General features: G+C 48.8%; 29 protein-coding genes and 1 pseudogene. 9 read left to right on the top strand and 21 right to left on the bottom strand.

The genetic code is table 11. The features are described from left to right. Window positions 1-51: 51 nt before the first annotated feature. Window positions 52-1,473 carry a TolC family protein gene (locus AAHA41_RS00150; RefSeq protein WP_323071096.1) on the bottom strand — a complete coding sequence of 474 codons (1,422 nt, stop codon included), beginning with the start codon at window positions 1,471-1,473 and terminating at the stop codon, window positions 52-54. 290 nt (window positions 1,474-1,763) lie between these two features. Here AAHA41_RS00150 and dusB point away from each other — a divergent pair, with 290 nt between their 5' ends. The 3 genes from dusB to AAHA41_RS00135 all read left to right on the top strand — a co-directional run bounded on the left by dusB (window position 1,764) and on the right by AAHA41_RS00135 (window position 4,683). After that, window positions 1,764-2,729, top strand: coding sequence for a tRNA dihydrouridine synthase DusB (dusB, locus tag AAHA41_RS00145; RefSeq protein WP_033114933.1), 966 nt, complete (start codon window positions 1,764-1,766; stop codon window positions 2,727-2,729). Window positions 2,730-2,754: 25 nt separating this feature from the next. Beyond that, the gene (gene fis / locus AAHA41_RS00140; protein ID WP_005309538.1) at window positions 2,755-3,051 is read left to right on the top strand and encodes a DNA-binding transcriptional regulator Fis; all 297 of its coding nucleotides are present in this window, start codon (window positions 2,755-2,757) and stop codon (window positions 3,049-3,051) included. Window positions 3,052-3,576: 525 nt separating this feature from the next. Beyond that, the gene (locus AAHA41_RS00135; protein ID WP_323071095.1) at window positions 3,577-4,683 is read left to right on the top strand and encodes a hypothetical protein; all 1,107 of its coding nucleotides are present in this window, start codon (window positions 3,577-3,579) and stop codon (window positions 4,681-4,683) included. A gap of 167 nt (window positions 4,684-4,850) precedes the next feature. Here the strand turns inward: AAHA41_RS00135 and AAHA41_RS00130 are convergent, their stop codons facing one another. The 19 genes from AAHA41_RS00130 to AAHA41_RS00040 all read right to left on the bottom strand — a co-directional run bounded on the left by AAHA41_RS00130 (window position 4,851) and on the right by AAHA41_RS00040 (window position 15,847). Continuing rightward, complete coding sequence (locus tag AAHA41_RS00130; protein ID WP_323071093.1) at window positions 4,851-6,317, bottom strand: MvaI/BcnI family restriction endonuclease; 1,467 nt, start codon at window positions 6,315-6,317, stop codon at window positions 4,851-4,853. 497 nt (window positions 6,318-6,814) lie between these two features. Continuing rightward, complete coding sequence (locus tag AAHA41_RS00125; protein ID WP_323071092.1) at window positions 6,815-7,072, bottom strand: hypothetical protein; 258 nt, start codon at window positions 7,070-7,072, stop codon at window positions 6,815-6,817. 135 nt (window positions 7,073-7,207) lie between these two features. After that, window positions 7,208-8,614, bottom strand: a complete 1,407-nt coding sequence (locus AAHA41_RS00120) for a DNA cytosine methyltransferase (protein ID WP_323071091.1) — start codon at window positions 8,612-8,614, stop codon at window positions 7,208-7,210. Between the two features lie 255 nt (window positions 8,615-8,869). Beyond that, entirely contained in the window at window positions 8,870-9,166 is a 297-nt protein-coding gene (locus AAHA41_RS00115; RefSeq protein WP_323071089.1) for a hypothetical protein, read from the bottom strand. Between the two features lie 30 nt (window positions 9,167-9,196). After that, window positions 9,197-9,538, bottom strand: a complete 342-nt coding sequence (locus AAHA41_RS00110) for a hypothetical protein (protein WP_323071088.1) — start codon at window positions 9,536-9,538, stop codon at window positions 9,197-9,199. A 1-nt stretch (window position 9,539) separates the two neighbouring features. Further along, window positions 9,540-10,082, bottom strand: coding sequence for a hypothetical protein (locus tag AAHA41_RS00105; protein WP_323071086.1), 543 nt, complete (start codon window positions 10,080-10,082; stop codon window positions 9,540-9,542). A gap of 28 nt (window positions 10,083-10,110) precedes the next feature. Further along, complete coding sequence (locus AAHA41_RS00100) at window positions 10,111-10,437, bottom strand: type IV toxin-antitoxin system YeeU family antitoxin (RefSeq protein ID WP_270688955.1); 327 nt, start codon at window positions 10,435-10,437, stop codon at window positions 10,111-10,113. Further along, on the bottom strand, window positions 10,434-10,796 hold the full coding sequence (locus AAHA41_RS00095) for a hypothetical protein (RefSeq protein ID WP_268016962.1): 363 nt from the start codon (window positions 10,794-10,796) through the stop codon (window positions 10,434-10,436). Before AAHA41_RS00095 ends, AAHA41_RS00100 begins: the two co-directional genes overlap by 4 nt. 175 nt (window positions 10,797-10,971) lie before the next feature. Next, entirely contained in the window at window positions 10,972-11,187 is a 216-nt protein-coding gene (locus tag AAHA41_RS00090; RefSeq protein WP_201929425.1) for a hypothetical protein, read from the bottom strand. Continuing rightward, on the bottom strand, window positions 11,187-11,693 hold the full coding sequence (locus AAHA41_RS00085) for a hypothetical protein (RefSeq protein ID WP_094698191.1): 507 nt from the start codon (window positions 11,691-11,693) through the stop codon (window positions 11,187-11,189). The genes AAHA41_RS00090 and AAHA41_RS00085 overlap by 1 nt, the downstream gene beginning before the upstream one ends. A 116-nt stretch (window positions 11,694-11,809) precedes the next feature. Further along, window positions 11,810-12,148 carry a hypothetical protein gene (locus AAHA41_RS00080; RefSeq protein WP_323071083.1) on the bottom strand — a complete coding sequence of 113 codons (339 nt, stop codon included), beginning with the start codon at window positions 12,146-12,148 and terminating at the stop codon, window positions 11,810-11,812. Window positions 12,149-12,172: 24 nt separating this feature from the next. After that, on the bottom strand, window positions 12,173-12,364 hold the full coding sequence (locus AAHA41_RS00075) for a hypothetical protein (RefSeq protein ID WP_094698190.1): 192 nt from the start codon (window positions 12,362-12,364) through the stop codon (window positions 12,173-12,175). Next, a complete protein-coding gene (gene radC, locus AAHA41_RS00070) occupies window positions 12,361-12,858 on the bottom strand; it encodes a DNA repair protein RadC (RefSeq protein WP_094698189.1) in 498 nt (165 codons plus the stop codon). The genes AAHA41_RS00075 and radC overlap by 4 nt, the downstream gene beginning before the upstream one ends. Before the next feature lie 88 nt (window positions 12,859-12,946). Continuing rightward, window positions 12,947-13,195, bottom strand: a complete 249-nt coding sequence (locus AAHA41_RS00065) for a hypothetical protein (protein ID WP_236271292.1) — start codon at window positions 13,193-13,195, stop codon at window positions 12,947-12,949. A gap of 34 nt (window positions 13,196-13,229) precedes the next feature. Beyond that, window positions 13,230-13,658: a hypothetical protein gene (locus tag AAHA41_RS00060; protein ID WP_323071082.1), complete on the bottom strand. Its 429-nt coding sequence runs from the start codon at window positions 13,656-13,658 to the stop codon at window positions 13,230-13,232. A 10-nt stretch (window positions 13,659-13,668) separates the two neighbouring features. After that, a complete protein-coding gene (locus AAHA41_RS00055) occupies window positions 13,669-14,094 on the bottom strand; it encodes a DUF2787 family protein (protein ID WP_323071102.1) in 426 nt (141 codons plus the stop codon). Between the two features lie 35 nt (window positions 14,095-14,129). Continuing rightward, on the bottom strand, window positions 14,130-14,693 hold the full coding sequence (locus AAHA41_RS00050; protein ID WP_236271294.1) for a lecithin retinol acyltransferase family protein: 564 nt from the start codon (window positions 14,691-14,693) through the stop codon (window positions 14,130-14,132). Between the two features lie 84 nt (window positions 14,694-14,777). After that, window positions 14,778-15,464 carry a hypothetical protein gene (locus AAHA41_RS00045; RefSeq protein ID WP_323071081.1) on the bottom strand — a complete coding sequence of 229 codons (687 nt, stop codon included), beginning with the start codon at window positions 15,462-15,464 and terminating at the stop codon, window positions 14,778-14,780. Window positions 15,465-15,481: 17 nt separating this feature from the next. Beyond that, a complete protein-coding gene (locus AAHA41_RS00040) occupies window positions 15,482-15,847 on the bottom strand; it encodes a hypothetical protein (protein ID WP_323071080.1) in 366 nt (121 codons plus the stop codon). Between the two features lie 271 nt (window positions 15,848-16,118). Between AAHA41_RS00040 and AAHA41_RS00035 the strand changes: the two genes are divergently transcribed. Then, window positions 16,119-16,463: a helix-turn-helix transcriptional regulator gene (locus tag AAHA41_RS00035; protein ID WP_323071079.1), complete on the top strand. Its 345-nt coding sequence runs from the start codon at window positions 16,119-16,121 to the stop codon at window positions 16,461-16,463. 1,484 nt (window positions 16,464-17,947) lie between these two features. Here the strand turns inward: AAHA41_RS00035 and AAHA41_RS00030 are convergent. After that, window positions 17,948-19,981, bottom strand: coding sequence for a hypothetical protein (locus AAHA41_RS00030; RefSeq protein WP_323071532.1), 2,034 nt, complete (start codon window positions 19,979-19,981; stop codon window positions 17,948-17,950). A 277-nt stretch (window positions 19,982-20,258) separates the two neighbouring features. Here AAHA41_RS00030 and AAHA41_RS00025 point away from each other — a divergent pair, with 277 nt between their 5' ends. The 5 genes and pseudogenes from AAHA41_RS00025 to AAHA41_RS00005 form a co-directional block, all read left to right on the top strand. After that, window positions 20,259-20,507: an AlpA family phage regulatory protein gene (locus AAHA41_RS00025; protein WP_342697299.1), complete on the top strand. Its 249-nt coding sequence runs from the start codon at window positions 20,259-20,261 to the stop codon at window positions 20,505-20,507. Next, on the top strand, window positions 20,485-22,065 hold the full coding sequence (locus tag AAHA41_RS00020; RefSeq protein ID WP_323071535.1) for a YfjI family protein: 1,581 nt from the start codon (window positions 20,485-20,487) through the stop codon (window positions 22,063-22,065). The genes AAHA41_RS00025 and AAHA41_RS00020 overlap by 23 nt, the downstream gene beginning before the upstream one ends. A gap of 432 nt (window positions 22,066-22,497) precedes the next feature. Next, window positions 22,498-23,169 (top strand): inovirus Gp2 family protein, encoded by a 672-nt coding sequence (locus AAHA41_RS00015; RefSeq protein ID WP_196249023.1) that lies wholly within the window; start codon window positions 22,498-22,500, stop codon window positions 23,167-23,169. Between the two features lie 71 nt (window positions 23,170-23,240). Further along, entirely contained in the window at window positions 23,241-23,642 is a 402-nt protein-coding gene (locus AAHA41_RS00010; RefSeq protein ID WP_029303618.1) for an H-NS family nucleoid-associated regulatory protein, read from the top strand. 99 nt (window positions 23,643-23,741) lie between these two features. Further along, window positions 23,742-23,935: pseudogene (locus AAHA41_RS00005) on the top strand (hypothetical protein); the annotation flags it as partial. Between the last annotated feature and the right edge of the window lie 164 nt (window positions 23,936-24,099).

Genomic DNA, 24,099 nt, shown 5'->3' with positions numbered 1-24,099 from the left:
GACCCTTGGCGGTCGAAACAGAGATAGAAAAAGGCACGGACTGAAGTGCGATCATGAGTTCACCTCGATCACCTGACCGTGCTGATATTGATTGAAACTGTTCATCTGGCCGGAGAGTGCCAGCAGACGGGCCAGCGACACCACATATTGATAAGCTGCCGCCGCGCGCTGGGTCTTGACCCCCGCCAGCTGGTTCTGGGCATCCACTACATCGAGTGACGTGGAAAGCCCCTGCCCGAAGGCTTTGTCCCGCAGCAGCACGTTCTCCTCGGCCAGCGCCTGGGTGGAAGAGAGCGATTGATACTCCTCCAGCCCCTGCGCCGCTTCACGCCAGGTCTTCTCCACCAGCAGCTTCAGATCATCGCGGGTCTTGGCCTGCAGCAGATTGACCTGCAGCTCGGCGCTCTTGGCGGCCTGCACCGTCTCGGAGCGGCCATCGCGGCTCACCAGCGGCATGCTGACACCCACCCCCACCAGCCAGTCCGGCGCGGTCTTGGAAGCTATCGAATCATCTTCATAGAGGTTGTAGTTACCGAACAGGAACACCTCGGGGGCATATTTGCCCTGCTCGACCCGGATCATCCCCTTGGCCTGCTCTTTCTTGGCGCTGAGCAACTTGAGGCCGGGGTGTACTTCCAGGGTCTGTTGCACCAGCCCATCGAGGCGCGGCAGCTCCTCATTGACGAACAGGCCGCTGCCCGGCTGGGCATCTGGCAACTTCAGCATGCGGCCAAGGGCCAGTTCGGCGATCTCGAGGCTGCGACGCGCCTTCTGGGTATCGATGCGGGCACGGTCATAGGCCGACTGGGCAGAGAGGCGCTCCACCTTGGCAATCTGCCCCTGCGCTTCGAGCTTCCTGGCGTGATCCAGATGGCGGGCCAGCCCGTCCTCAATATCCTGCTTGGTCTGTACCACCTGACCTGCCAGCACCACACCGAAATAGGCCTGGGATAGGCTCTCGAAAGTGGACTGCTCCTTGAGCACCAGCAGCTGTTGCGCCTCGCTCACCTGCGCCTGGCGAATGTCCTGCGCCGCATCGATGCGACCGCCGGTAAAGAGCGGCCAGAGCATCTTGACCGAGCTGGTCACGACATTCTGCTTGGTGAGAGGTGTAACGAAGTCGTCATGTGAGAGTTGGGGAAGTGGTACCGGAAATTGGCTCAGTATGCCCTGCAGCGCCTTGATCATCTCCGGATGGTTGGCGATGGGGTTGAGATCCATCATGTCGAGTTCCATCGGCTGATCGAGGTGGGTATAGCTGGCGCCCACATCTACCTTGGGCAGATACATGGATTTGGCAGCCTCGCGCAACTGCTTGGCGCGATCCACCCCTGCCTGTTCGGCGGCCAGCCCCTCATCCTGCTGGATGACCCGGGTCCAGGCCTCGCTGAAACTGATGGTCTGTGCCTGCGCCGACCCCAGCACGGCACCTAGCAGACACGGCCAGAGTGATGTAATGAACCTTGACGTCATAGATCCCCAATCCGCATTGTTGCAAAAATGTTTGGAGCTTTTGCTCGCATAAGCCCGCCATCATAACGCAAACGAGGCCGACAAGTGGACAGACAATTATGCAAGGGGCTGGTCCGAATGGTACAGCACTCACTGACGGTCAATCTGGCCGTTTTTCAATAACTCCAGAATTTGCAAGCCTTGGCGCGACGTTTTTTTCAGAAAAAAATGGCTGACGCTCAAATACTAACCTTTTCTCCTGCCTAAAAAATGCGTAATATACGCCGCCCTAAGCCGATGGTAACCGTGGAATGCAGATAGGTCCCCACACGCTTGAAACTCCCTTGATCGTGGCTCCCATGGCCGGTGTAACTGACCGACCATTCCGTGAACTTTGTTTGCGACTGGGGGCCGGCATGGCCGTTTCCGAGATGCTGCTGGCCAACCCGGATGTCTGGGATACCCAGAAAACCCGGATGAGGATGGATCACTCTGCAGAAGGCGGTTTGCGATCGGTCCAGATTGCCGGAGCCGACCCCGAGATGATGGCGTTTGCTGCCCGCTACAACGTGGAGCAGGGCGCACAGATCGTCGACATCAACATGGGATGTCCGGCAAAAAAAGTGAATAAGAAGCTGGCAGGTTCAGCCCTGCTGCGATACCCCGATCAGGTCAAAGCAATTTGCCGGGCCGTGGTGGATGCAGTGGAGGTGCCTGTCACCTTGAAGATCCGCACAGGATGGGATCCGGATAACCGCAATGGCGTGGAGATCGCCCGAATCGCCGAAGATTGCGGTATCGCGGCCCTCGCCGTGCATGGTCGTACCCGTGCCTGCCTCTACAAGGGCGAAGCGGAGTACGACACTATCAGGGCGATTAAGCAGGCCGTATCGATTCCTGTTGTCGCCAATGGCGACATCAACAGCCCGGAAAAGGCCCGGTATGTCCTCGACTATACCGGCGTCGACGCCGTGATGATCGGCCGCGCTGCGCAAGGACGACCCTGGATTTTCCGGGAAATCCGTCATTTTCTTGAGACGGGCACCAAGCTGCCGCCTCCCGAAAGGGAAGAGGTTCGCACCCTGATGAACGAGCATGTAACCAACCTGCACCAGTTTTATGGTGCATATCTGGGAGCGCGCATAGCCCGTAAACACGTGGGCTGGTATCTGGATGAAGAAGAGACGGGCCGAGAATTCCGTAAGCACTTCAATGCCCTGGATTGTGCAGACGCACAACTTGAGGCACTCGAAGCGTATTTCGATGGATTAGGTTAACGCATAACTAAAGAGCCGACCGAATATGTTCGAACAAACCCTGACTTCTGATGCATTGGTAACAACTACTCACAATCACGCTGCCGAGCCGACCCAGCGCCCCCTGCGTGACTCTGTGCAACAGGCCCTGCGTAACTACCTGGCCCAGTTGAACGGTCAGGAAGTGATTGATCTGTACGATATGGTTCTTTCCGAAGTCGAAGCGCCGATGCTGGACGTGATCATGCAGTACACCCGCGGTAACCAGACTCGCGCCGCCGTGATGATGGGCATCAACCGTGGTACCCTGCGCAAGAAGCTCAAGCGTTACGGCATGAACTAAGCCATAACAGCTAAGCAACTGAAAACAAAAGCACTTTCATTTAACTGGAAGTGCTTTTTTAGTTTTGAACCCACACTTGAACCCACATTTGCCGTACTAAGCCGAGCGGCTCAGAAATGAAATACCTCATTGATGACAGAGTCACACTGCGTATTCTGGTGCAGTTGAACGATCATGGCCCCTGTGAATCACGAAGTAACGAATGTCGACGTTGCCTCCCATTGAATGGAGCTAACTGGCCGCGTGGCAATCTGCTCACCACCACTATCTTCAACAATGCCCATCAGCCTGAATAGAAATCCTCTCTAAGTGGAATAAACGACGGAGCATCAGCTCGGGTTTTGTATTCTTGAGCTGTATTCCGGACATCAGGCGAGAGCCTGTCTTTGCACCAACCATGTCGATTTTTTGCACTCATTGGGAACCTTCCGTGATGTGTTTTTCATGTAACCACATGATATATTGCTGTTATCTTCCTTGACGGATACAATTGCATCTCACTCTGTAGCGTCATAATGGAATACCATGTCACTAATTACTCCTATGGGACCACTTGATCGACTTGAACTCGAGTCGGATGACTGCCTGCAAAGTTTGCTGCGCCATGACAAGCACCAAATGTTGGAAGGGCTGATAGTTGAAGGATATTTCAGACAGTTTGTTGAAATGTTACACAACATTGGAATCATCACTCTCCCTATAGCCTTGGTTAAATCGTCGTATAAGGATCCCGTACGTGGCTGGAAAAAACCAGCTTGGTGGTTGTGGATATATGATGAGAAATTTCAAGATACAATATCGCTGAAAGAGAGGCTTTATTCCAAAAGACATGTCCTTATTGAATGCACCTACGATCGGATAGATTTTGATTTCATTCTAGATAGCTGGAATTCTCAAAAAGTCAAAGAACCTGTTCAGCAATACATGATGAAGAAGCGCAACATACCTAAGTTGCAATATCATGCTCCAGCTGAAAGAGTGAGCAATGATAAGAGGTACATGCAAGCTTTCTGGGGAGGGCTTAAGGGGATTTATAACGAAAGGCTATTCAATGATGTCGTTCTACATCGTCTTTTCAAAAACTGTGTGATAAGTCCCTTTTTCACTGCACTATGGGATGTAGATAACATCGTATCCTTTGCAGATGGAAGGTTGATGCAGTTTGAAGTAAAACATAAATATCCGTTTTATAGAAATAATCGTTTATGCTTTGGCTTGAATTTTGGTCAGTTGAATGTGATGAAGGATTTAGCCAATATGGGAATTAATACACTCCATATGGTTATGGTGAAACCAAAGTGGAACGATGAATTGAGCCCTGGTTACTTGTTGCAAGATCCTTCGTTGCGAAATAAGGTACTTCTTATTGCGTACCGTATTGACTCGAAACAATTGGATGAACTTGGAAAACGTAATTGTGAGACTAGCGACTACAAGACATCATTTGATGGAAATAAGAAATTAAAGTATATCGATGTACCTGTTGAAAATTTTCATGTTATTGGAACACTTGATACATCTATTGCTAAGCTAGCTCAGAATATAGTCCTTGCAGCTAATGGCTCGCTTTCTCATCCTGTAACGGCAAAAATGCTCGAAGATTCTAGAATTAATGAGAACATTGAGGGATGAACCTCCCCATGTCATCGAGATTGGAAAATCCTTTATTGCTAAAGCAATAAAGGATTTTTCTAATATGGATGAAAAAAAGCATTACTTTCTGAATTGTGGATATGCCGCCTTGAACTGACAGTGTCATATTATTCTGGTACAGGGCGGTCAGAACAATTAAATAAGCATCAAGCGTCGACAAGATTAAAAATATTAACATCATCATACAACGAATAGACAGCCTTACGGATATCATTAACTCGCCACTGTGAACGCCGCTTGTTCTTTGACACATCATCGGGTACATATTTGGGGGCAGGATCTAGGAAAATGACACCATCATTGATAGCTTTCAGAAGATGCTCTGCTGATGTCCGCTGACACAAGATTACCTTGGGCTCAAAGCGAACCTTGAATTCATATCCCAGTTCTCTCTCAGCTTGATCTTCATTCGCCGTCTTACTTGCCGAGAGATACACCACATCATTGTGTTTTACCCCCCAAGTATTCATCAGACGAGTCAGACTCCAGCCTGCTGCAACCTTTCCGGCATCATCTTCAAGAACTACTTCAACGGCGTTCAGTTTGGATGTCAATGAAGTAGATCTGTCATATGGAAATGCTACTTTATCTCCATTGGCATCACGCACCCAGTCAGACTTTTTATCGTCTGGGTTGGCTGGGCGATATTCACGAATTTTTAGTGTCAGACCGGTCTTTTTATTGCGTTCATTTGCACGATGAACACCTGTCAGACGGTATTCGTTCTTCCCAGCCGACTGATAGCCATACATCATCATGAACTTTGCAAAATCATCTGTGTACGGACCGAAATCCGGTTCTGGTGTGAAGAGCGTTACTTTTTCTTGAGTATGGGTTTTCAGTTCTATCCCGTTAATATCACCATCTTTGTCCGAGTTGGGGACGATGCCCAAGGCATGTTCCAGAGTATATCCACACACTTGGGTACCAGTGAACGGGAGAGTGTTCCCGTATGCATCTAGTCGACATCCCTTCCGTGGCGTTTTTACTACACCGGATAATTGCTTGAGTAGGTTACTTCTGTGGTCCTGCTCGATTGTTATCTGTTTGCATATACGTGACCCTTCCATCCCCGGCAGGGCTGCCACATCAGCAGCAAAACTATCGGTGTAGTTGATGATCACAAGTGCAATACATGCCCCACCTGGCAGGCTGCCAAGAACAAGAATGCGTTTACATTCCGGATTGTCCTTCATGAAACTAACTGACAGCGATTGAGGCATGTCGTTTTCTACACTGATGAATCCTGACAGGCGCGCCTCGGGATATTGCGTGTAGATAATAACCTTGACGTTCTTGGCCTTAACCAAAGTTCCATCACGCTTGCACCATGAGAAGTCGTTGAATACCCCTTCCGGGATCAGACTACCCGGAGTAGACGAGTCCTTGGTGCTGCTGAAACTGGGTCCGCGTTCGGCCAGCGTAATGTCAAAAAGGTTGTACAGCACGCTGAAGTCACTAGCGAAATAAATCTGATTCTTGTCATTTGCGTTTTTCGGCAGTGGTTTAAGGATAGCTTTTTGGATGCCGAGGCTTTTCAACATAAGAGTCAAATCGTTCACTGATGTGAAGAAGTGTTCGAATGCTGATGGAAAGTGAGTTTTGGCAGACATGTCCGAGCTCCTACATTGGAAAAGTAGGAGCATCGTAGATCGAGAATTCGAAAAGCACCAACAAAAAGATTCACACAAAAAACCAAAGCGTTGATTTTATTGATTTTATTTTTTTTGGCTTGGTTTAAGCTAGGTTTAATCCTAGTTTTTTCACTGACCCACCAAGACCCCAAAAAGGTTCATCCAATCAATTTGGTTTTTTCGGGGATTTGACCATACTGGTCAGCTTGCTGACTGTCATCTTCAGCATGCCAACCCATAGCAATGCAGTGCTCATCTATATTGCCCATGGGAACGATTGCGTTGATGGCTTGACGCGACAGTATGTCGGAGAGCAAAGCTTAGTGCTGCTCAACGTCCTGCTTGGCTTCGAACGGTAGTTAAGTTTCAGGCTCAGCGTATGCTTGGGATTTCGGCAGCCCTATGTGGTGTTTGATGAGCCACTCTAGGCTGCCTAATTTTTGAACGGCACGGTATTTCAGAGTTGATCTCGCCTATCATCTTGTTTGTTTTAAACAAGAAGAAAACTCTATAACGTCTCTTAGAGAGCCAGAGCATAAAATGTTCTCTACACGCTGTTCGTCTTCATAATAAAAATCAACAAGCTCGTATGTAGCATTATCTTCGTTTTCAAAAATAACAGTCCCTTTAGTTAGAGAACCTTTTATTAGCCACGTTTGATAAATCCAATCTGCTGACAATCCGATCATACGAAAATCAGTATTTAAAGCATTGAGTGTTTTTGACTTTTCCATAACGTACCCCATCACTATAATTAACAGTAAGTAAATACCAAGTAGGTATTAGTTTTAAATGTTTAATAAAAAACAAATAAAATGCCCATCATCAAATTGACGGGCACCTCGATAGATATAAAACAACTAAATTTATTAGGCCTTGTTTTTAGACTTTAATAAAAGTGGTTTCATCATCTTGGCCACAGCAGCAAACACAGGGACAACTACCGAATTGCCGAATTGCCGATATGCTTGTGTATCGGAGACTGGTATCCTGAAGTTGTATTCTCCCGGTTGTTCAAACCCCATCAATCTGGCACATTCCCTAGGTGTCAGACGACGTGGGCGTTTTTGCTGGTTTTCTTCATTATTGAAGTCTACCTCTGCCAGCTGCATGTCCCAGCCACGATCAATCAGAATTTCTGAACCATCTTTGTGATAGCGGGCAGATAGAGTTCTAGCAACGGTTGCAGGATTTTCAGGATTGACAAGTCCATACCCAAAGCCATTACCTTTTGCTTGGTGTTTCTTGGCATATTGATAAAGATATGACCACAGCTTGGGTGTCAAGATATATTTAGGATCAAGTCGCTCAACGGGTTCGAGCAAGTCGGAAAATGTAATTCTCTTTGCAGGAAATAGCTTGGATATCTCCTTAAGTGAGAAACCTTCGTGCAAATTTAAATCCTTTCTGAACCCCACGAGAACAATTCGTTCTCGGTGTTGTGGAATAAAATGTTTTCCATCGATGATCTTGGGATCATTTGGGCCATTTACATCAAGATCAGCGATCCAATAACCCAGTTCAGTCAGAGCCTCCTTGATTACTCTAAAAGTATTGCCCTTATCATGACTTTTAAGGTTCTTGACGTTTTCTAAGACGAACGCAGTTGGCCGCTTAGCATCGATGATCCGTGCGACATCAAAGAACAGGGTCCCTTGAGCCTCGCACTCAAAACCATGGGCACGGCCAAGCGAGTTCTTTTTGGATACACCGGCCAAGGAGAATGGCTGGCATGGGAAACCAGCCAGCAGCACATCATGATCCGGGATCTCCTTGTCAATATGAGCATAAACAAAGTCACGGTTTTCATTATCCGGCATAGTGATTTCACGTATATCGGAGTTGAACTTGTGATGATCTTTGTCACAATACCAGTTGGCCTTGTAGGTCCTGACTGCCTGCTCGTTCCACTCACTGGTAAATACACACTGGCCGCCAATGTCCTCGAATCCTTTGCGGATACCACCAATGCCGGCAAATAGATCGATAAACTTGAAATCATAGTTTCCGTGATGCTTAGGTGGTGAAGGCAGTAGTCCTTTTAGCATCTCGGTTTCGTTATGCGTCAGTGGCTTTTGTTCAACTTTTCCGTTGAGCCAGCGATTGAGCCCCTCTCGGGTCCATTCGCTGTCACCTATTTCACGCAGCTTCTCAGCGATTTGTTTCTGATCATAGATTTCAAGGACCATTTCCATGAGATGGCGGTCTTCTTTAAGGCTAGGGTTTTGATAGTTCTGGATTTCATCCAGGGAGTTGAGCTGCAATGCAATGTTCATAGTCGAATCCAGTCTTCAGTAATTGTGGGGAGTCTATCACTCATTTGACCCAGAGGCATAGTTTCACTGTAAAGAAAAACAGTATTTTTTCGTCACTCCAGCAGATGCAGTTTGTTCAGCTCGGGGTATAGCGATGTACCTTGAGCCCAGTGATAAGACGGGTCATGTTCGGTGACTCCAATGATGCAAAGGGCCAGCCTGTGAGGGCTGGCCCTTTATGTTGTTTGTTGATGAGCGATGAGATGGTCGCGGTGGCTAGCCGTTGTAAAACAGGATGTAGTTCACACCGACCAGCTGGGCGGCAGTGAGCAAGGGTTGTAGTGCTGGCGGGATGTCATTGAGCTCCATGGCCAGGTTCAGGGTGAACTCATAGGCGAAGTCATCCTTCACACCGACATGTTCATGGGAGGCCCTTTGCTTGACCCATTGCCATTCTGGCACCAGGTCTGCGTCATCGTAATCGCCGATGATGGAACTCATGGCGACATCCAGCATCTGCATCACCGAATGGCCTGCCAGTGGGTCCGGCGTTGCAGGGAGGGTGTTGGTCATTACATCGCTCCTTGTTGTCTGGGCTGTGCGTTACATCTGATTGATAACAGGCTTGCAATTGAGGCGGTCCAGCAGGTGTAGCGAGCCGTACTGGGCTACCAGTCGGTCTATGGCCATCTGGGCGCAGTCTGTTCTGCTGGGCTTATTCTCGGGGATTGCGTAACGAGCGGTGAGCCAGCCGCCGAGCAGCGCGATGCGATAGCCGCTCGGGATATGGGTGAGCGACGTCCCTATCCCCCTCCCGTGAATGAGGAAGGGCACAGCCTGGCCGCCGATGTCGATATCCATGCGCTGGCCCTTGAGCTCAAAGGTGGTGAACTCGCCAGTTTGCGGATGTTTGCCGGGTACCTTGATGGTGATGTTTTTTGCCATCTCACACCTCCGGTTTGGCTTCAAAGTGGCAGGTTACAATGCCCGCTTCCGGGTCGATGCTGATAAACGCCGGGGCTTGCGGGTGGTACTGGTAGAGCCGCGCCAGTTCGGCACGAAACGCCTCGACGTTCGGTGCAATCACATGGCTGGTATCCCCTTCGGCGTAGGTAAAGGTCTCCAGCTTCTCGGTGTGAATCCAGATGCCGAAATACCAGGCGTCTTCCTCGGTATCGTATTGTTGCCAGCCCTGGGCCAGCAGCGTCCGGTCGTAGTAGTAACGGTCTGCCTGATGGCTGCCACGGTCGATGCGGCAACCCGTCACGGTGAGCTCAAGCGGGATACGCCCTACCTTCAGAGCCTTCTTGACCCGGCGCAATGTGTGCCGTGCCTTGGCCTTCTCTTTGCGCGGGTCGTAGGGGTTCAGCTTGCTGCCCACGTAGTTGAGGATCCCCTCGGCATTGGCGGCTGTATTGTGCGTCAGCGTGTGCAGCAGGGCGGTGACTTCACAGCGGGCCAGTGTGCCCACGTGATAGAACTTGTTCATGATACTTATCCTTGAAACAAACACCCCGCTAGTTAGCGGGGTGGTAGATGTCGAGGTAGAGGTAGCCGTAGCTGCGCCTCGGACTGGCTTCACACACCCAGCCCTTGTGTTCAAGGCGAAACACCTCGTCCATGTCGGTGCATATCTGGTATGCCTTGGCCATCTTGGTTAACTCACGCAGGAAGTGCGGCAGCACTGTGTCGCACTCGGCCCGCCACGCCTCGTCTGGCTCGCCGTACATACCGGCACGGTCACCCAAGAAATCAACATAACCACGTTGCAGAATGGCTCGAGCCCCCAGCTTGGGCAGGTTCGGGGTGCCCAGTCCCCATGTCATGTGCTCGACGATGCTCATGTGTGGCTGCTCCAGTTTGGGTTGTCGTTGGTGCCGTGGTTGAAGTAGGCACCCACAATGGTGCGTCGCCACTCTCCAACGGGATAGCCGAGGTCGTTGCACTCACGCTCCCACCACGCAAAGTTAATCTCGCGGGGCAGGTTGTCCACCATGTCCAGTGGACTCACGAACAGCGTGGTCTTGTGCATCGTTGGCACGGGCTTGATCTTGTCGGGGCCAGTGCGCTTGCCGGTCTCGTCATAGTCGTGTGCCCACGTCGGGAAGGTGAGCTGATAGGTAATGAGCCTATGCAAATCGCCATGTGCGCTCATGGCCTGAGCGACAGCGACCTGAGTGAAGCTATCGTTGAATTCGATCATGATGTTTATCCATGAAACAAAAAGAGCCGCCAGAATGGGCAGCCCATGATTGAACCCTCCCTTCAGGGAGGGGATTAGTTCCTCTGCAGCGGGGTGACGCCGTCCCACGGTTCGTTCTCCCACACCTTGAATAGCCTCAGCCAAGTGGCCTGGCTAAAGCTATCGTTGAACGTAATCATTGTTGTTTCTCCATTTCCGCTGGTACACGGTAAGCCGCTGCCAGCAGCGCAAATTGTTCGACTAAGTAACTGATGCTAATGCCCAGTTCATCGCTTACCTCATCTCCCAGAAGGTGATGCAGGTGTGCCATGTCATCGGCGACACGTTGGGCTAGGTGGGCTGTTGAGCTCGGTGGTGAGCTTGTCACTGTCAGGGTGATGGAGAGCTCCATTACATCTCTCCCCAAGGGGCTTGCTCCCACAGTGACAGTCGAGTCAGCACGTCTTGCGCCAGCGCTTGCTGTAACTGCTGGATTACCTTCACCATACGGGGAGCCTGCTCAGGGCTCCCGCTCCATTCACTCGATTGGTACAGGGCGCAGCAGGTGAATTTGTACAGAGCCACCAGCTCGCTATCGGTTAGTGGCGTCTGGTGGTAACGGTGCGCAGGTTTAAGTGGCCCCAGCTTGTTCGAGTGGTGCTGGCGTGGTTCCTTACGCTCCTGCTGACGCCCCAGCTGATAGCGATGCCAGACTGCCCGCCGATTGGCGAGCATCATCAGCCGTACCAGCCGGTCTACCCGCCACGTCCAGGTACTGGTGACATCCATTGGTGAGTTCCACCAGAGGGAGCGCAGCAGCTCCAAGGTGTAGTGCGGTGGCATCGGAGCATTGCAAAAACGGTGTAACTGTACGGCAAAGGCCAGGTAGTCCTTGCGATCGATCATGAAGGCAGACATGGGCATGGTTCCTTAAAATGCAAAAGGCCACCTTCGGTGAGGTGGCCTTGTGGGTTGTGTCGAGATATCCGGATCATGGTGTGGGACCTGATGATCCTAGTTTGGGGATGCTGGCGTTATTCGTGTGCCTGCTCTGCGTCTGGGTAAGCCTCATCGAACAGGATGGCGTAGAGTGCACAATCAATGCCGTTAACGGCATCATGATGCGGGTAGTAGGGCGGTGCGTCTCGGGAGCGCTCGAAGTAGTCGCCAAAGCAGCTGAGACATTCACGGATCTCGATGGTGGATCCTTGCAGCAGGGTCTCTTCAAGCCGCTTGGCATAGGCCTCGTCATCACGCGCCTTGGTGACGGCCTTCTCCAGCAACGTCAATGCATCTTCGTTGCTGGCGACTGCCAGACCATGGCGCAGCTTCTCGAGGGTTTCCTCAAGGGAATAGGGATTGGGTAATCGCATGGTGCTTGTCCCTTCTTTGAGTAGCTAATGGCGTAGCTGATGCAGCAGCGTATCGATAGCCTCGATACAGTCAGCGTGGGTGAGCTGGTAACCATTGGGCAGATGAGCGACGATAGCAGGCTCGGCCTGCATCTCGACGTTGTCTGCAAGCCAGCAGCGCAGCTCGAGGAGGATATCGAGGGTAGTGAGGTGGTCTTTACCTGAGGTCTGGTTCATAGCTGACCTCTTTCGGCCAATGACACCACGCCCTCAGCACCGACCACCAGATGGTCGAGCAATCGCACATCGACCAGGGCCAAGGCCTCTTTGAGGGCTTGGGTAAAGACCCGGTCAGAGTGACTGGGTTCTGGGTCACCACTGGGGTGATTGTGGACCGCAATGATGGCCCCGGAATTGAGTAACAAGGCCCTTTTGACCACCTCCCGTGGGTAGATGCTGGCGCTGTCGAGGGTGCCGCGAAACAGCTCCTCAAAAGCCAGCACGCGATGCTGGGAGTCAAGGAACAGTGCGCCAAACACTTCATGCTCCCGGTCTTGCAGTAGGGTTTGCAGTCGCTCTGCGGCCTCGGTGGTGCTGGTAATGGCGGTGCCTTTGGCCAGGCGTTTACGGGCAATCTGATTGGCGATGCGCAGCAGGTCTTGCTCAGTCACCGGTTCGGTGACGACATAGGTGCCGGGGCATTCCCCGGCCTTGAGTTTGTGGTAACGCATGGTGGTCTCCAGAAAAAGAAAGACCCCGGCAGCGCGAGGCATACCGGGGCTAAATGCAGAGGTGTTGTTGGTTCACTTTGAGGGTAGTTCAGTTGGCCTTGGTGGTGGCTTTTGCTCTTGCTCCGGCTGTGGGTCCCCACATCACCGGTATCAGCGATCCGGGGACCTGCACGGTGAGCGGGATAGCCAGCGCAATACTCAGCCGTTCCGCCAGTTGGTAGGCTGGGCCGATAGCGTCGTAGTCAGCTACCCAGGTAGCCAAGGCTAGGCCACTTGCCTCCACCGCCCGCAGGTAGACGCTGTAGCCCTGAACCGTCAGGCTACTGTCACGTACCACCTGCGTCTCGCCATCTCGATTAATCGCTTCAAGCTCAACGGCTATCGGTTGTTTGGGCATCGAGTGCCTCCTCTTGGGGTAAGGGATCACTCTCCACACGATAACCGTGATGAATGCAGGCACGCTGCAGGTCGCTCAGAAAGCGCCCCAGTACTCGGGGCTGCTCAGTGAGTGGCACCGGTCCAGCCTGACAGCGCCAGAAACAGCGACGCGTGGGGTCCACACAGATTTCATCCACGTGCTGGCTCATGGTGCGCCAATCCTCGGCATTGGTGAGGGAGAGCAGTTGCCACTGCACCCCAGACCAGCGCAGGTGCAGCGTAACGGTGCGGGCATATGGGCGACTAGGAGTCAGGTGCAGCAACCAGCGCTGACCACTGTGGGTGGGGGTTAGCTTAGCCTTGGCCGCGACCAATCCCAGCCACTGACGTGAGTAATGGGAGAGCGGCAGTTCGTTAGTCATCACACACCTCCTACTCCCCACTGACTGTGACGCTGAAATATCCCAACTGGGCGTAGCTAATGAAATTGCGCTGCCACAGGGCAAACAGCTCCCGTGCTTCCACGCCGGGCAGTGGTCCCCAGCCCTGCAGATAGTGCTCGTCGCAGGAGAGGTTGAAGTCGAGCTCCTTGCAGAGCTCGGCATCCTGGCCCAGTCCCTGGTAACTGAAGTCGGTGATGTAATCAAAGACCCAGCCGTGTAATCCCCGAATAAGCCGCAGCTCTACCGGATGGACGCCACCCGTCTCGGCACTGTAGCCGGGGCAGCGAAAGTTGAAGATCAGGGTCGAGAGGTGGGTGAGGTCGAGCTGTTGTTCCCGCACGACGCGGCGCAGCAAGTCAGGTAGCTCAGGTGAAATCGGCAGGGCCATCCCTGCTAGGTGAAATGGCATGGTCATCATGGTGTGTCCTTTCGTATCGAATGTGAGAGGCGTTAATCCCTGAACCAGCGCCAGGCGCGGTAGAGGCCGTAGGAGGCGGCCAAGGGCGCCGCCAGCGAGGTGACCGAGCTCCCCAGCAACGCACCGACTGCAGCGGTCACCACAGTCGTTGCTGACGGGTTCAGTACCGTGCTGGTGGCCCTGCCTGGCAGGGCTGCTAGGGTCGGCTGATGTGCCACGCTGCGAAGTGCCTGATGTGCGATACACCCCGTGGCAATCAGCTGATTAATCTGCTTGCTGTAGTGAAAGCCCTCGATGCACCAGAGCACGAAGTGCTCGCAGTTGTTAAAGAGCGTGCTGTAGTGCGCCTCTCCAAGACGGGAGTAAGCACGGTCGATACTCTCCTCCTGGTTATAGGCACGTGCGCTATGGTGCTGGATGCGATAGCCCCGCCCTTGGCTAAACTCGGCAAGCGTGGTGATAGCTATCTGACCGGAATGTATTCCGGCACTGACCCCTTGGTAATGGATGACCTGATGGTCCCCCAGATAGAGACCGTGGTGCTGGTAACCGGTGCGGGGGGAAACGAGGTGATCCCCTGATTGTGGTAATGGCATGAACCGTTCCTTAAATAAAATGCGACATAAAAAAGAGGGCACCCGAAGGTGCCCTGATGGTGGTGAATGTGTGGTGGCTGGTGGTCAGGACTGCTTACGCAGCGTCAAGCTGTTGGCATCCCATACCCAGCGCTGGCGAGGATTGCCGGGCAGGTCGAGGGTGAAACCGTTGGGGGCGGGGGTCAGCTTGCCTTCATCGCTGCAGGTACCAAAGGGTTGTGAAAGCATGGTCAGCGCCCCCGTCTGAGCGACCGCCAACTGATAGAGCGCCGGGCATGCCACACCGCCACTGTGCAGCTCAAACAAGACCGCCTGCCCGTTGGCCAGCGGCAAACGGTGCGTGAGTTTGATGGCGTCATATTCATCGGTGCGCAGCAGCACTTCACCCCCATGCCAGATCTCGATGTTGTCATCACCATTTTTCACGATGGTAAATGACGTGGTACTTGATGCGGTGGACGCGGGGGCAAAGGAGGGCTCGAAGTAACGACTGCCATCTGAATAGGTGAGCATAAAACCGTTCAGGGCAACCGGCTGGCTGACCCTGGGTATGAGCCTTGGCTCATCTTCATCCAGCGGCATCAGCATGATGCGTTCCCCTTTCGAGGTCTCTATCCAAAACAGCATGCTGGCGAAATTGAGGGTACCCTCAATGTTGGCCGGTACCCGCTGAGTGACCGTTGGCACCGTGAATTCAGGCGCCGCCCAGGCTGGTAAGGCAAACAGCGATAACCATGTGCACCACAGTGCCAGTTTGATTCTTTCTGTCATGTCACTCTCCAGACGACTTATTCAATGGTGTAAGAGGCATTGCCCAGATTGGTAAAGAGGGTGACCTCTCTCAATCGGCACGGTTCGGTCATGACCAGCCGCCAGCTTTCGGTGTAATTGAGCTTGAGTGGGAAATGGGTCCCCCCAAGCTGACCACCGATGTCATTGCGCAGCATCACCCGACATTTACTCTTGCCGCCATTAATCAGCACTTTCTGAATAGTGACTTGATCGTTGAGCGAGGTGACGACGATCTGAGGCCGTCCAATAGCGGTGTACTCCACGTCTAGATCGAATTCTGGGCCATCGGCAGACTCTGCATTGCAGGCACTCAGTGATAGGCCAGAGGCCAGCAGCAAGGGATAAAGCAGTGTGCGATTCATGATCTCTCCTTAATAAAAATGGCAAAGGGATGCCTGACCGACGAGGCGAGCCTGTCGGGCTAACGGGTGTAAACGTAATGGGTTAATGGTGGTGAGGGCTGATAGTCAAATGCCACCAAGGGGATGGGTTGAGGTTAGGTCGTGTCGAACTCCTTTCGATGTTGGGGTGACTACTTCACTGAATTAGATCTAATGAGGTGATCCTCACCCCAAAGGGTCCTTAATGTCAATGAGGGTCCATAGTCAACTATTAGGGTTGACTGGAGGACGTATGACAAACATCAACTCTGAAGAGCTGGCCAAGAGCGTGGGCAAAGCGATTGGACGCCAACGCCAGCAGGCGGGGCTGACTCAGGAGCAAGTGGCAGAGCACTTAAAGATAGGTATGGAAGCCGTCTCCCGAATGGAGCGAGGTCTCGTGGTGCCGACCGTAGTGCGGTTGGCAGAGCTCGCCCAGCTGTTTGAGTGTGAGCTAGCAGACTTCCTGCGTGAGACCAGCAACCGCCCCACCGAACAAGGCATTGTGCTCAGCCAACAGTTGGCCAAGCTCGATACAGCGGACAGAGAGCTGGTGTTGGAGGTGGTTGATAAACTGGTGGCACGACTGGCGCCTTAACAGCTCGCAGTGCGCATCTGTGACTGACTGACACCCGATGCCAGGGTCAATAACTTGGGAGGCCGCAATGGCGCTCCCAAGCAGCTTCACAGCGATATGTGTTTACTCTCCCTTGATAATATCTATCTGAGTTACTTTTCAATCGGACCGGAAAAGCGATAATCTTGATCTACCAAGACGAAGTTCGGGAACATCATCCACTTACCTATTTGGATGGGTAAATACCTGTCCAGTATTTTATTTAGGCCCGAGAGTGGAGAGATAGAGACTGTTGTCTGGCTTTTTCAGTTGTATGACCTCCTATCCTCGGCTGTCACTGATAAGTGAATATCTGTGCCTAAAATAAAGCATGGCATCCAGTCGCGTATCGCCAATCGCTCGTTATTCGCATTACCTTGAGGCATCGCTCGGTGATTGAGGGGTGTTATTGTATCGGCGTTAACACATCAAGGCGTCGCTTATCCAATTCTAGGTTGATACCGTAGGCATCAAGAAACTTACATTGCAGCTGGTGGCAAGAGGCATATAAAATTAACACTCTCACCCTAGTTTTCATATCATGAGCGATACGATCATGATCTCAAATATTACGACCACCTTTGAGGACACATCTTTTCCCAGCTCAAAACATTTTTGCTTCCAATGGAGCTTTATGGGGCTGCACCACATTATGATGCTGAGATACTCGTGCGAGGGGGATGTGATATCATAACCCTTGCGAACACTATAGGCATGAGTATACAGAGGCTCTCAAAACATTAGAAATTAATTCAGTTAGCTTGTTAATTAATGTCATTTCTACATTATTCAGTGAAATCTGAAAATATTTTTTGGTAATGGATTATCAAATTTTTCCAGGGTGTACTTGCCAGTACAGATCATGCCTTTAATAAGGTGGAACATATAAAAATTTCCGATGGAAATGAATTTAATAAATTACTCCTACAGATAGGAGTATAGAGAGGCGGATATTAGATGGTTCATTTTAAATGTCGTAATGAGAATGTCCGATAACCGCAATGCACCATGCATAGAGATTAAAGTTCAAGCAACCTTATATGAGGTTTTGTGGCGGCAGCCACTAGCACACATGAGACTCGTTTGTGCGTGATATGTTTGACATTTTAGATATTTTTGATATTTGTATCAAAGAGTATCCGGAGCTTTCTTTTTTTTAGATTGCTGGCATCTCACGGATAAGGGAAGGAAGTATAACCATACACCAGAGTAGATGCTGCCGGATTGGGTCGCTGTCATGTCATCAGAGCATAAATCCATGGTTTGTAACATCCTCGCCTAGTGAAAATATACCTAATAATAAAAACATGTTAAAATTATTATTCATAGATGTGTTTGGCAGTGACATACATCAAAAGGTGTTCTTGCTCTTAGTTAACTGAAGTTACGTACCCAGTTGTTATCCGTATAATTCCGGTATGAACCAAGAACACCTCGACCTTTACCCTGACTCCTGTACATGAACCTCAGTTAGTTAAAGAATGCTGATACCTGAACAATAGTTCAACAACTTTAGTATTTTTACCCAATGCTATAATGTTCTCAACATCATCCCCAGGAACAGATAAAAACAATATAATCGATAAATGGTCTAGTAGACAGATACCGAGTGAAGAACCACCTATACAGTGGATCAGGTTGTCAGTTAAATCTTCAGGTAAGATAACGTGTGTACTTATTAGGTCACTTACAAATAATTCAGGTGTTGACTCCGTGTTCACTTTATCTAACCCAGCGAGTATTTTTCCTGATATCGAATTAAACCGTTCTAGTAAATCGTGACAGATCATCGAGGAGGCGTAATTTATATCAAGAAGGTTTACTCTCAAAAATTTGTAGTTGTTCGCATCAATTAGATTATTGTCCGTAGAGGTGTGCCGTGCAACAGTGAAGTTATAACTGTATATGGCCTGCAATATGATTGCGTTATAAGTATTATCTCCAGTGATTATAGAATATTTGATATAATCATCTTCGGAAAGCCAAGAAATATTGGTGGATGTAGTTACATGAGACGGTCTAATTACAGGGATGAAAACAATCCCTTGGTGATTTATAATGTCATTTACTTGTTGCATTAACGATTGATGTTTTATTTTTCTTCTCTCTAGCTTATACATGAGTCCAACGTAAAGCACTGCGAGTGAATACTTAATGAAGCCAAATAGTGGGTAACTTTTCTTCACTGCATTCTCAACTATCTTTAAAGCCGCATCTGGATTATTTAGTTTAATACAGTTCAGAGCATCGATTAATGGCGTGTATTGAGCATAATGCATTTCAACTCGATTTTTAGTTTTATGCTTTAGTTCTGCAATAGCGAATATGGATTTTTTATCAAACACTATAATGTTCATATCAATAGCGGCGGTTTTATATTTTGAATAAATGGCATCTTCACTGATTACCATAGGTATATCGAATTGAGGTGGAAGAGACACCATCTTTGACAAATATAATTCCTGTGTTGGGAATGGAGCTAGCATATCCAAATAGTTAGATGGTAACCGTGTTTTACACAATTCAAGGGCGTGATAAATAATGTTGTCTAAGTTGTTTTTCTTCTTGATGCTTAAGAGTCTTTTGGGCTCATAGCTGAGATATTTACATGCCAAAAACTCACTTATATCAATGTCATTGTAATTCTCATTAAGAGCTGCGTGCAGGCTTGATTGTAAAGCATCTTCATCACCCTCTATGGACATTGCATTGTAAATTTGACAGAAATACCCAAACATATTTGTTTTGGTATCGATATCTTGAAGGATGATAATCGCGGTGTAAGCTGCGGCAATTGGTTGAATGCTAAAGTTTTCAATGTTTTTATTGAGGAACAACTTGTTACACACATCAATTTTTTGATTTAATGTCACACATGTTTGATTGCCTTTCTTAGGTAGTTCATCTAAGTATTCTAGTAGTTCCAATATTAACGAAGCAGGTTTTTCATAATTGACTTTAAGCACCTCGCGATTTGCAGTGAAATAGTTATCTATATAGTCAATCATATATTTTCGTGCTGTTCTTTTTCTGAGTTTAACCTGCTCACCATCGAGTGTGACCAGTCCTTCTATTGCTAGGATCTGGTTAAGATGATAGTAGATGGAGTTTTCATCAGCCTTCTCTTTGAAAATCAATATGTCTGCACATATTAGAGGGATTAATATGGTAGCAATATAAAACTGGTTGATATCATCTGCGAATACTTCAACAACATTGGGTTGCCGAGCCAGACCAATGTACACACTCTCCAATATATCAACATGATTGGAAAGAATGTCAGGTGATAAATGACTGCCGACATGTAGCCGTCTACATATTTTTTCTAGTCTTGGTCGGTATTCATCTCTATCAGATTTTGCTGGAACAACACTTTGAAAGTGTTCACGGTGCGCATCGAAAGGGCGTTTACTTGTTTGCTCTGTTTTCCGAGCCTTATACCAAAGACCAAGAGTGTCTTCTACAGAGTAGATAAATTCAGCAAAGGGATGTGTCTTCATGATTTACCTGTTGGGTTCGTTGCTGGGTGGTCGAGCGTATGTGCGGTTTGTGAACACTCAAGATCTGTTTCGATGAAAGCATCGTTGGATATACACGATTGAGTTGATGTTGGTAAGTGTTGATTGCTCGATTTACGCGCACAAAATATGGATTTCGTTCAATAAATGTTCGTGTGTTTGCCCAAGATTGGGTCCGTAATTTGTCCCCCTGACACGTTACCCCCAGGTCCACCATAATGCGAGCTCATCCAATCAGACGTTAGAAGGACATCACATAATGCAAGAAGCAATAGACTGCATCATTAGGATGCCGGAGCTTATAAAGATGATTAGCCTTGCTAGATCAACAATTTATGACAAGTTGAATGTCAAGTCTTCTCGGCACGACCCCAGCTTTCCCAAGGCGATAAAGCTTGGCAAGTCAGCGATAGGCTGGCGTCAGAGCGAGGTTAATCAATGGATCGCAACTAGGTCGCAAAGTAGTCAAGCAATGGAGGTCAATAATGAATCAACACAGAGCCATTGAAGCTGTCATTGAGCGGTTAGATCAATCCCTTTGGGATCCACTGGATGTCGTCGCCTATAAAACAAAAGCCCCGAGATTTATGATCTTGACTCAAATGTTATCTGTAATAGCTATCGCATCGCAGCAGTTGGTAGATATTAGCCCCAAAAGTGAGATAAAAATACCAGCATCACTTTACATTCTAATTCTAGCGGCTTCTGGTGAGAGAAAAAGCACGGTCGATAAGATGCTCATGAAACCAGTCCGTGAATTTGAAAAATGCTTGGCTGAGCAGGTAGAAGCTGCACAACAGAAATACCAGGTCGAACTAGAATTGTGGAATATGAAGAAAAAAGTGTTAAGCAAAGAGTTATATGAAATTTATAAAAAAGGTGATGAGCAACCCGTTCTAATAGAGACATGGCATACTCACCATGCGATTATGCCTATAGCTCCGGTAGTTAAGAGGATTTTAGCTGAGGATATAACTGTCGCAAAGCTGAAGTCGATGTTAGCAGGGAAAAATACATCATTAGCTCTGGTGTCCGATGAAGCGGGGACACTATTATCGAGTGACCTGATGAAAGATAATGCATTGTTTAACTCTTTATGGTCAGGTCAAAGTATACGTGTTGACAGAGCCAATGCCAATGAAGTCCATATTGAAGGCGCTCGTTTGACTTTGAGCATGCAAATCCAGCCTGATATATATAGAACATTCAGAGATAGTAATGGTGATGCGATGAGGAGCTCTGGATTAGATGCTCGAATTTTACTTTGTGAGCCTGAATCAGAGATTGGCTATCGTCAAGAAGATAGAAATGAGAGCACATCACTAGAGGATAAAGTTAAATTAGGTAGATTTAACTCCAGGATTGATTCTTTACTGAAAGAAGGGCTAGAGATGATAGCACAAGGCAAGGAGCGTCATTGCCTGAATTTGACAGAAAGTGCTAAGGAAATTTGGAATGACAAGTTCAATGACATTGAATACGCGATGAGACGTGGGGAATATTTGGAACACTATAAAGATTTTGGTTCAAAGTTTATGGAGCAGGCGTCAAGAATTGCGGCGTCACTTCATGTATTTAAAAACATAAACTACAGAAACACGCTTGTGACTCATGAAACTATGCAGACAGCCATTGCACTGGCTGAAATATATTTGCATCAAGCACTGATAATATTTAGATCACCTGAGGCTAGGGAGTTCGTGGACGAGGCACATGTTAATAAGCTACTGGAGTGGATTATTCATAACTGGAATAATGAGCTGTTTCTGAAAGGTGACATTAGACGAAGTGGACCACATTGCGTTCGTAATTTGAATAAGCTAGAAGATGCAATAGAAGTTCTTATTGCTCGAGGAGATATCATTTGCTTTAAAAAGAAACAGTCAATCTATATTTCTTTATCTTGGAAAAAATACCCTAGGCTTGTTAGGCGCTCTTCAGTACGCACTCACGATAGGATTTATGTTAACGAACTTGTAGAGTATCGTGGAAGACGCCATTTAGGGATACCATCAGTTGAACTTTTTGAAAGACCGTTGATGGACATGAGAAGTCAATTACGATGATAAGAATATGCTCCATACCCATGCAGTAAGATGCAGCATTAACGATTGCGATACCTATCCTTAAATAACTTAAGAGTGTTGTTATATATGGATGAATCATAACTGCATATGAATTAGGAATCATATGTATATATTTCAGTGTATATATAGATATGGGCAGGTTGTGTGTCAGGTTGCTTAAATAACATATAGAGCGGTATATGTATTATATATACACACTCCATTATATACATCCATAGCCATGCACACTACTAACGATGCATATACGCTATGCAATCTAACGATGGGGTAGCGTGAAGACTACATGCCTCTAAGCATGTACCACTATGGATAGCATCCAGAGCATGGTGTATTTACTTAAGCAAAAAGCACATCTATTTATTTAATTCAATAACTATACCTCCGTGTCTATTCACCAAGGTAGGGACTCCTATGTTGAATCACTTAAAAAATTCAGTATTGAAGATGAAAGCACTTACTAGATTATACACAGATAGTTACGGCCCTATGAATAGTAATTATTTAAGGCGTAGCTTAGATGTTGTTTCCGGTACCCTGGCTAGGTATCCTCGTGTTTATGCTCTGCGTGTGGATCTGCGCTTTGCTAGTGAGTCGCCTGAAGATGATACGGATACGCTGACTTGTTTACAGCGTTCAGATTCATCAGTGATCACTCGCTTTATGGAGTCACTAAAAAGCCAATTACGTGCAGACCATTGCCGTCAGAAACGGCGTGGGTCTCCGTCATTACCAACCGTTATCTGGTGTCGGGAACAGGAGTCATCGGCATCACCTCATTACCACCTGATGCTGCTGTTTAACAAAGATGTTTATGCCTTCCTGGGAGATTATCGGGATTATGATGCTAACAACATGGGAACTCGGATCCAGAAGGCGTGGTGCAGCGCGTTGGGCCTCCCATACCCTGATAATGCAACGCTGGTTAACTTCCCTGTAAATCCACAATACAAGTTTGACCGTAATTCAGCGCGAAACTTAGATGAAAATTTCAGTGCATTTTTATTTCGTATGGCTTATCTGAGTAAACAAAGAACGAAGGTTGCTGATGGACAACGCAACTTCGGTTGCAGTCAAGTACGATAAGACGCTTGAGCACGTCAGTGCTCATTAGTATGCTATAGAACAATCCCTGCGTATTTAATTTAAGGATATCTATGAGTGAATTTCTGAAAGTGCTGTTGAACATCCGTAGTCTACGTGCAGCAATGCGTGAGTTGTCTCTGGAACAACTCCAAGAAGCCCACGAGAAGATTGAATCGATTTATCTGGAGCGTCTGGAGCACGCAGAGAAAGAGCAAGCAGCCAATGCAGAACGTCAGCAAAAGCTGGCTGAGTTCCAAGCGATGTTGGCTCAGGCTGGTATTGACCCGACTGAGTTGGTAGGCTGTGCCCCAGCAGCAGCGACTGCGGCTAAAGCGAAACGAGCACCTCGGCCCCCGAAATACCGTTATGTTGAAAATGGCGTAGAGAAAACCTGGACCGGTCAGGGCCGTACACCCAAGTTCCTGGCTGAGCAACTCGAGCAAGGTCGTCAGCTGGACGAGTTCCTCATCTAAATAGACAAGGCCATGCCCTCACGGCATGGTTTAAGGGGGGGGGGCGAGTCCTTTTCGTGAGAGCATGAGCCCCACTTGGCATCATGGGTAAGGTTCAGCATGAGTCCCCAGCTCACCTTCGCGGATAGCGAGTTCAATGCTAAATTCCGCAAACCCCGCAAAGATATATTCTTAGCCCGCATGGAGGCTGTGCTCCCATGGTCAAGGATGCTGACGGTCATCGACCCCGTCTATCCCAAGGCAGGTAACGGGCGTCAACCATCGCCAATCGCCCCCCCGTATTCACTTGCATGTAGCTGTGGTACAACCTCAGCGACGGCGCCATGGAAGCCCCCGGTGTCAGGATAGTTGTCGCCTGATCTGATCTATCTACAAGTGAAGACCGGGGGAGGATAAAGAGTGTCGAATGGCTCGTTATTCAAGTGAACGGAAGGCCGCTTTGCTCAAGAAGCTACTG

The sequence above is a fragment of the Aeromonas sp. SER genome, from assembly GCF_038739615.1.
Taxonomy (GTDB): Bacteria; Pseudomonadota; Gammaproteobacteria; order Enterobacterales; family Aeromonadaceae; genus Aeromonas; species Aeromonas jandaei.
Note: the sequence above shows the minus strand (reverse complement) of the source record. Positions and strands in the feature narration are given on the sequence as shown.

Bases quoted from the DNA above. Each gene is read 5' to 3' on its own strand.
- AAHA41_RS00150 (WP_323071096.1), bottom strand. From the start codon at position 1,473: ATGACGTCAAGGTTCATTACATCACTCTGGCCGTGTCTGCTAGGTGCC.
- AAHA41_RS00040 (WP_323071080.1), bottom strand. From the start codon at position 15,847: ATGAATCGCACACTGCTTTATCCCTTGCTGCTGGCCTCTGGCCTATCA.
- AAHA41_RS00020 (WP_323071535.1), top strand. From the start codon at position 20,485: ATGAATCAACACAGAGCCATTGAAGCTGTCATTGAGCGGTTAGATCAA.
- AAHA41_RS00030 (WP_323071532.1), bottom strand. From the start codon at position 19,981: ATGAAGACACATCCCTTTGCTGAATTTATCTACTCTGTAGAAGACACT.
- radC (WP_094698189.1), bottom strand. From the start codon at position 12,858: ATGCGTTACCACAAACTCAAGGCCGGGGAATGCCCCGGCACCTATGTC.
- AAHA41_RS00060 (WP_323071082.1), bottom strand. From the start codon at position 13,658: ATGACTAACGAACTGCCGCTCTCCCATTACTCACGTCAGTGGCTGGGA.
- AAHA41_RS00135 (WP_323071095.1), top strand. From the start codon at position 3,577: ATGTCACTAATTACTCCTATGGGACCACTTGATCGACTTGAACTCGAG.
- AAHA41_RS00090 (WP_201929425.1), bottom strand. From the start codon at position 11,187: ATGGAGCTCTCCATCACCCTGACAGTGACAAGCTCACCACCGAGCTCA.
- AAHA41_RS00125 (WP_323071092.1), bottom strand. From the start codon at position 7,072: ATGGAAAAGTCAAAAACACTCAATGCTTTAAATACTGATTTTCGTATG.
- AAHA41_RS00130 (WP_323071093.1), bottom strand. From the start codon at position 6,317: ATGTCTGCCAAAACTCACTTTCCATCAGCATTCGAACACTTCTTCACA.
- AAHA41_RS00010 (WP_029303618.1), top strand. From the start codon at position 23,241: ATGAGTGAATTTCTGAAAGTGCTGTTGAACATCCGTAGTCTACGTGCA.
- fis (WP_005309538.1), top strand. From the start codon at position 2,755: ATGTTCGAACAAACCCTGACTTCTGATGCATTGGTAACAACTACTCAC.
- AAHA41_RS00025 (WP_342697299.1), top strand. From the start codon at position 20,259: ATGCAAGAAGCAATAGACTGCATCATTAGGATGCCGGAGCTTATAAAG.
- AAHA41_RS00080 (WP_323071083.1), bottom strand. From the start codon at position 12,148: ATGCGATTACCCAATCCCTATTCCCTTGAGGAAACCCTCGAGAAGCTG.
- AAHA41_RS00105 (WP_323071086.1), bottom strand. From the start codon at position 10,082: ATGAACAAGTTCTATCACGTGGGCACACTGGCCCGCTGTGAAGTCACC.
- AAHA41_RS00045 (WP_323071081.1), bottom strand. From the start codon at position 15,464: ATGACAGAAAGAATCAAACTGGCACTGTGGTGCACATGGTTATCGCTG.
- dusB (WP_033114933.1), top strand. From the start codon at position 1,764: ATGCAGATAGGTCCCCACACGCTTGAAACTCCCTTGATCGTGGCTCCC.
- AAHA41_RS00015 (WP_196249023.1), top strand. From the start codon at position 22,498: ATGTTGAATCACTTAAAAAATTCAGTATTGAAGATGAAAGCACTTACT.
- AAHA41_RS00095 (WP_268016962.1), bottom strand. From the start codon at position 10,796: ATGATCGAATTCAACGATAGCTTCACTCAGGTCGCTGTCGCTCAGGCC.
- AAHA41_RS00120 (WP_323071091.1), bottom strand. From the start codon at position 8,614: ATGAACATTGCATTGCAGCTCAACTCCCTGGATGAAATCCAGAACTAT.
- AAHA41_RS00110 (WP_323071088.1), bottom strand. From the start codon at position 9,538: ATGGCAAAAAACATCACCATCAAGGTACCCGGCAAACATCCGCAAACT.
- AAHA41_RS00085 (WP_094698191.1), bottom strand. From the start codon at position 11,693: ATGTCTGCCTTCATGATCGATCGCAAGGACTACCTGGCCTTTGCCGTA.
- AAHA41_RS00075 (WP_094698190.1), bottom strand. From the start codon at position 12,364: ATGAACCAGACCTCAGGTAAAGACCACCTCACTACCCTCGATATCCTC.
- AAHA41_RS00050 (WP_236271294.1), bottom strand. From the start codon at position 14,693: ATGCCATTACCACAATCAGGGGATCACCTCGTTTCCCCCCGCACCGGT.
- AAHA41_RS00115 (WP_323071089.1), bottom strand. From the start codon at position 9,166: ATGACCAACACCCTCCCTGCAACGCCGGACCCACTGGCAGGCCATTCG.
- AAHA41_RS00035 (WP_323071079.1), top strand. From the start codon at position 16,119: ATGACAAACATCAACTCTGAAGAGCTGGCCAAGAGCGTGGGCAAAGCG.
- AAHA41_RS00055 (WP_323071102.1), bottom strand. From the start codon at position 14,094: ATGACCATGCCATTTCACCTAGCAGGGATGGCCCTGCCGATTTCACCT.
- AAHA41_RS00100 (WP_270688955.1), bottom strand. From the start codon at position 10,437: ATGAGCATCGTCGAGCACATGACATGGGGACTGGGCACCCCGAACCTG.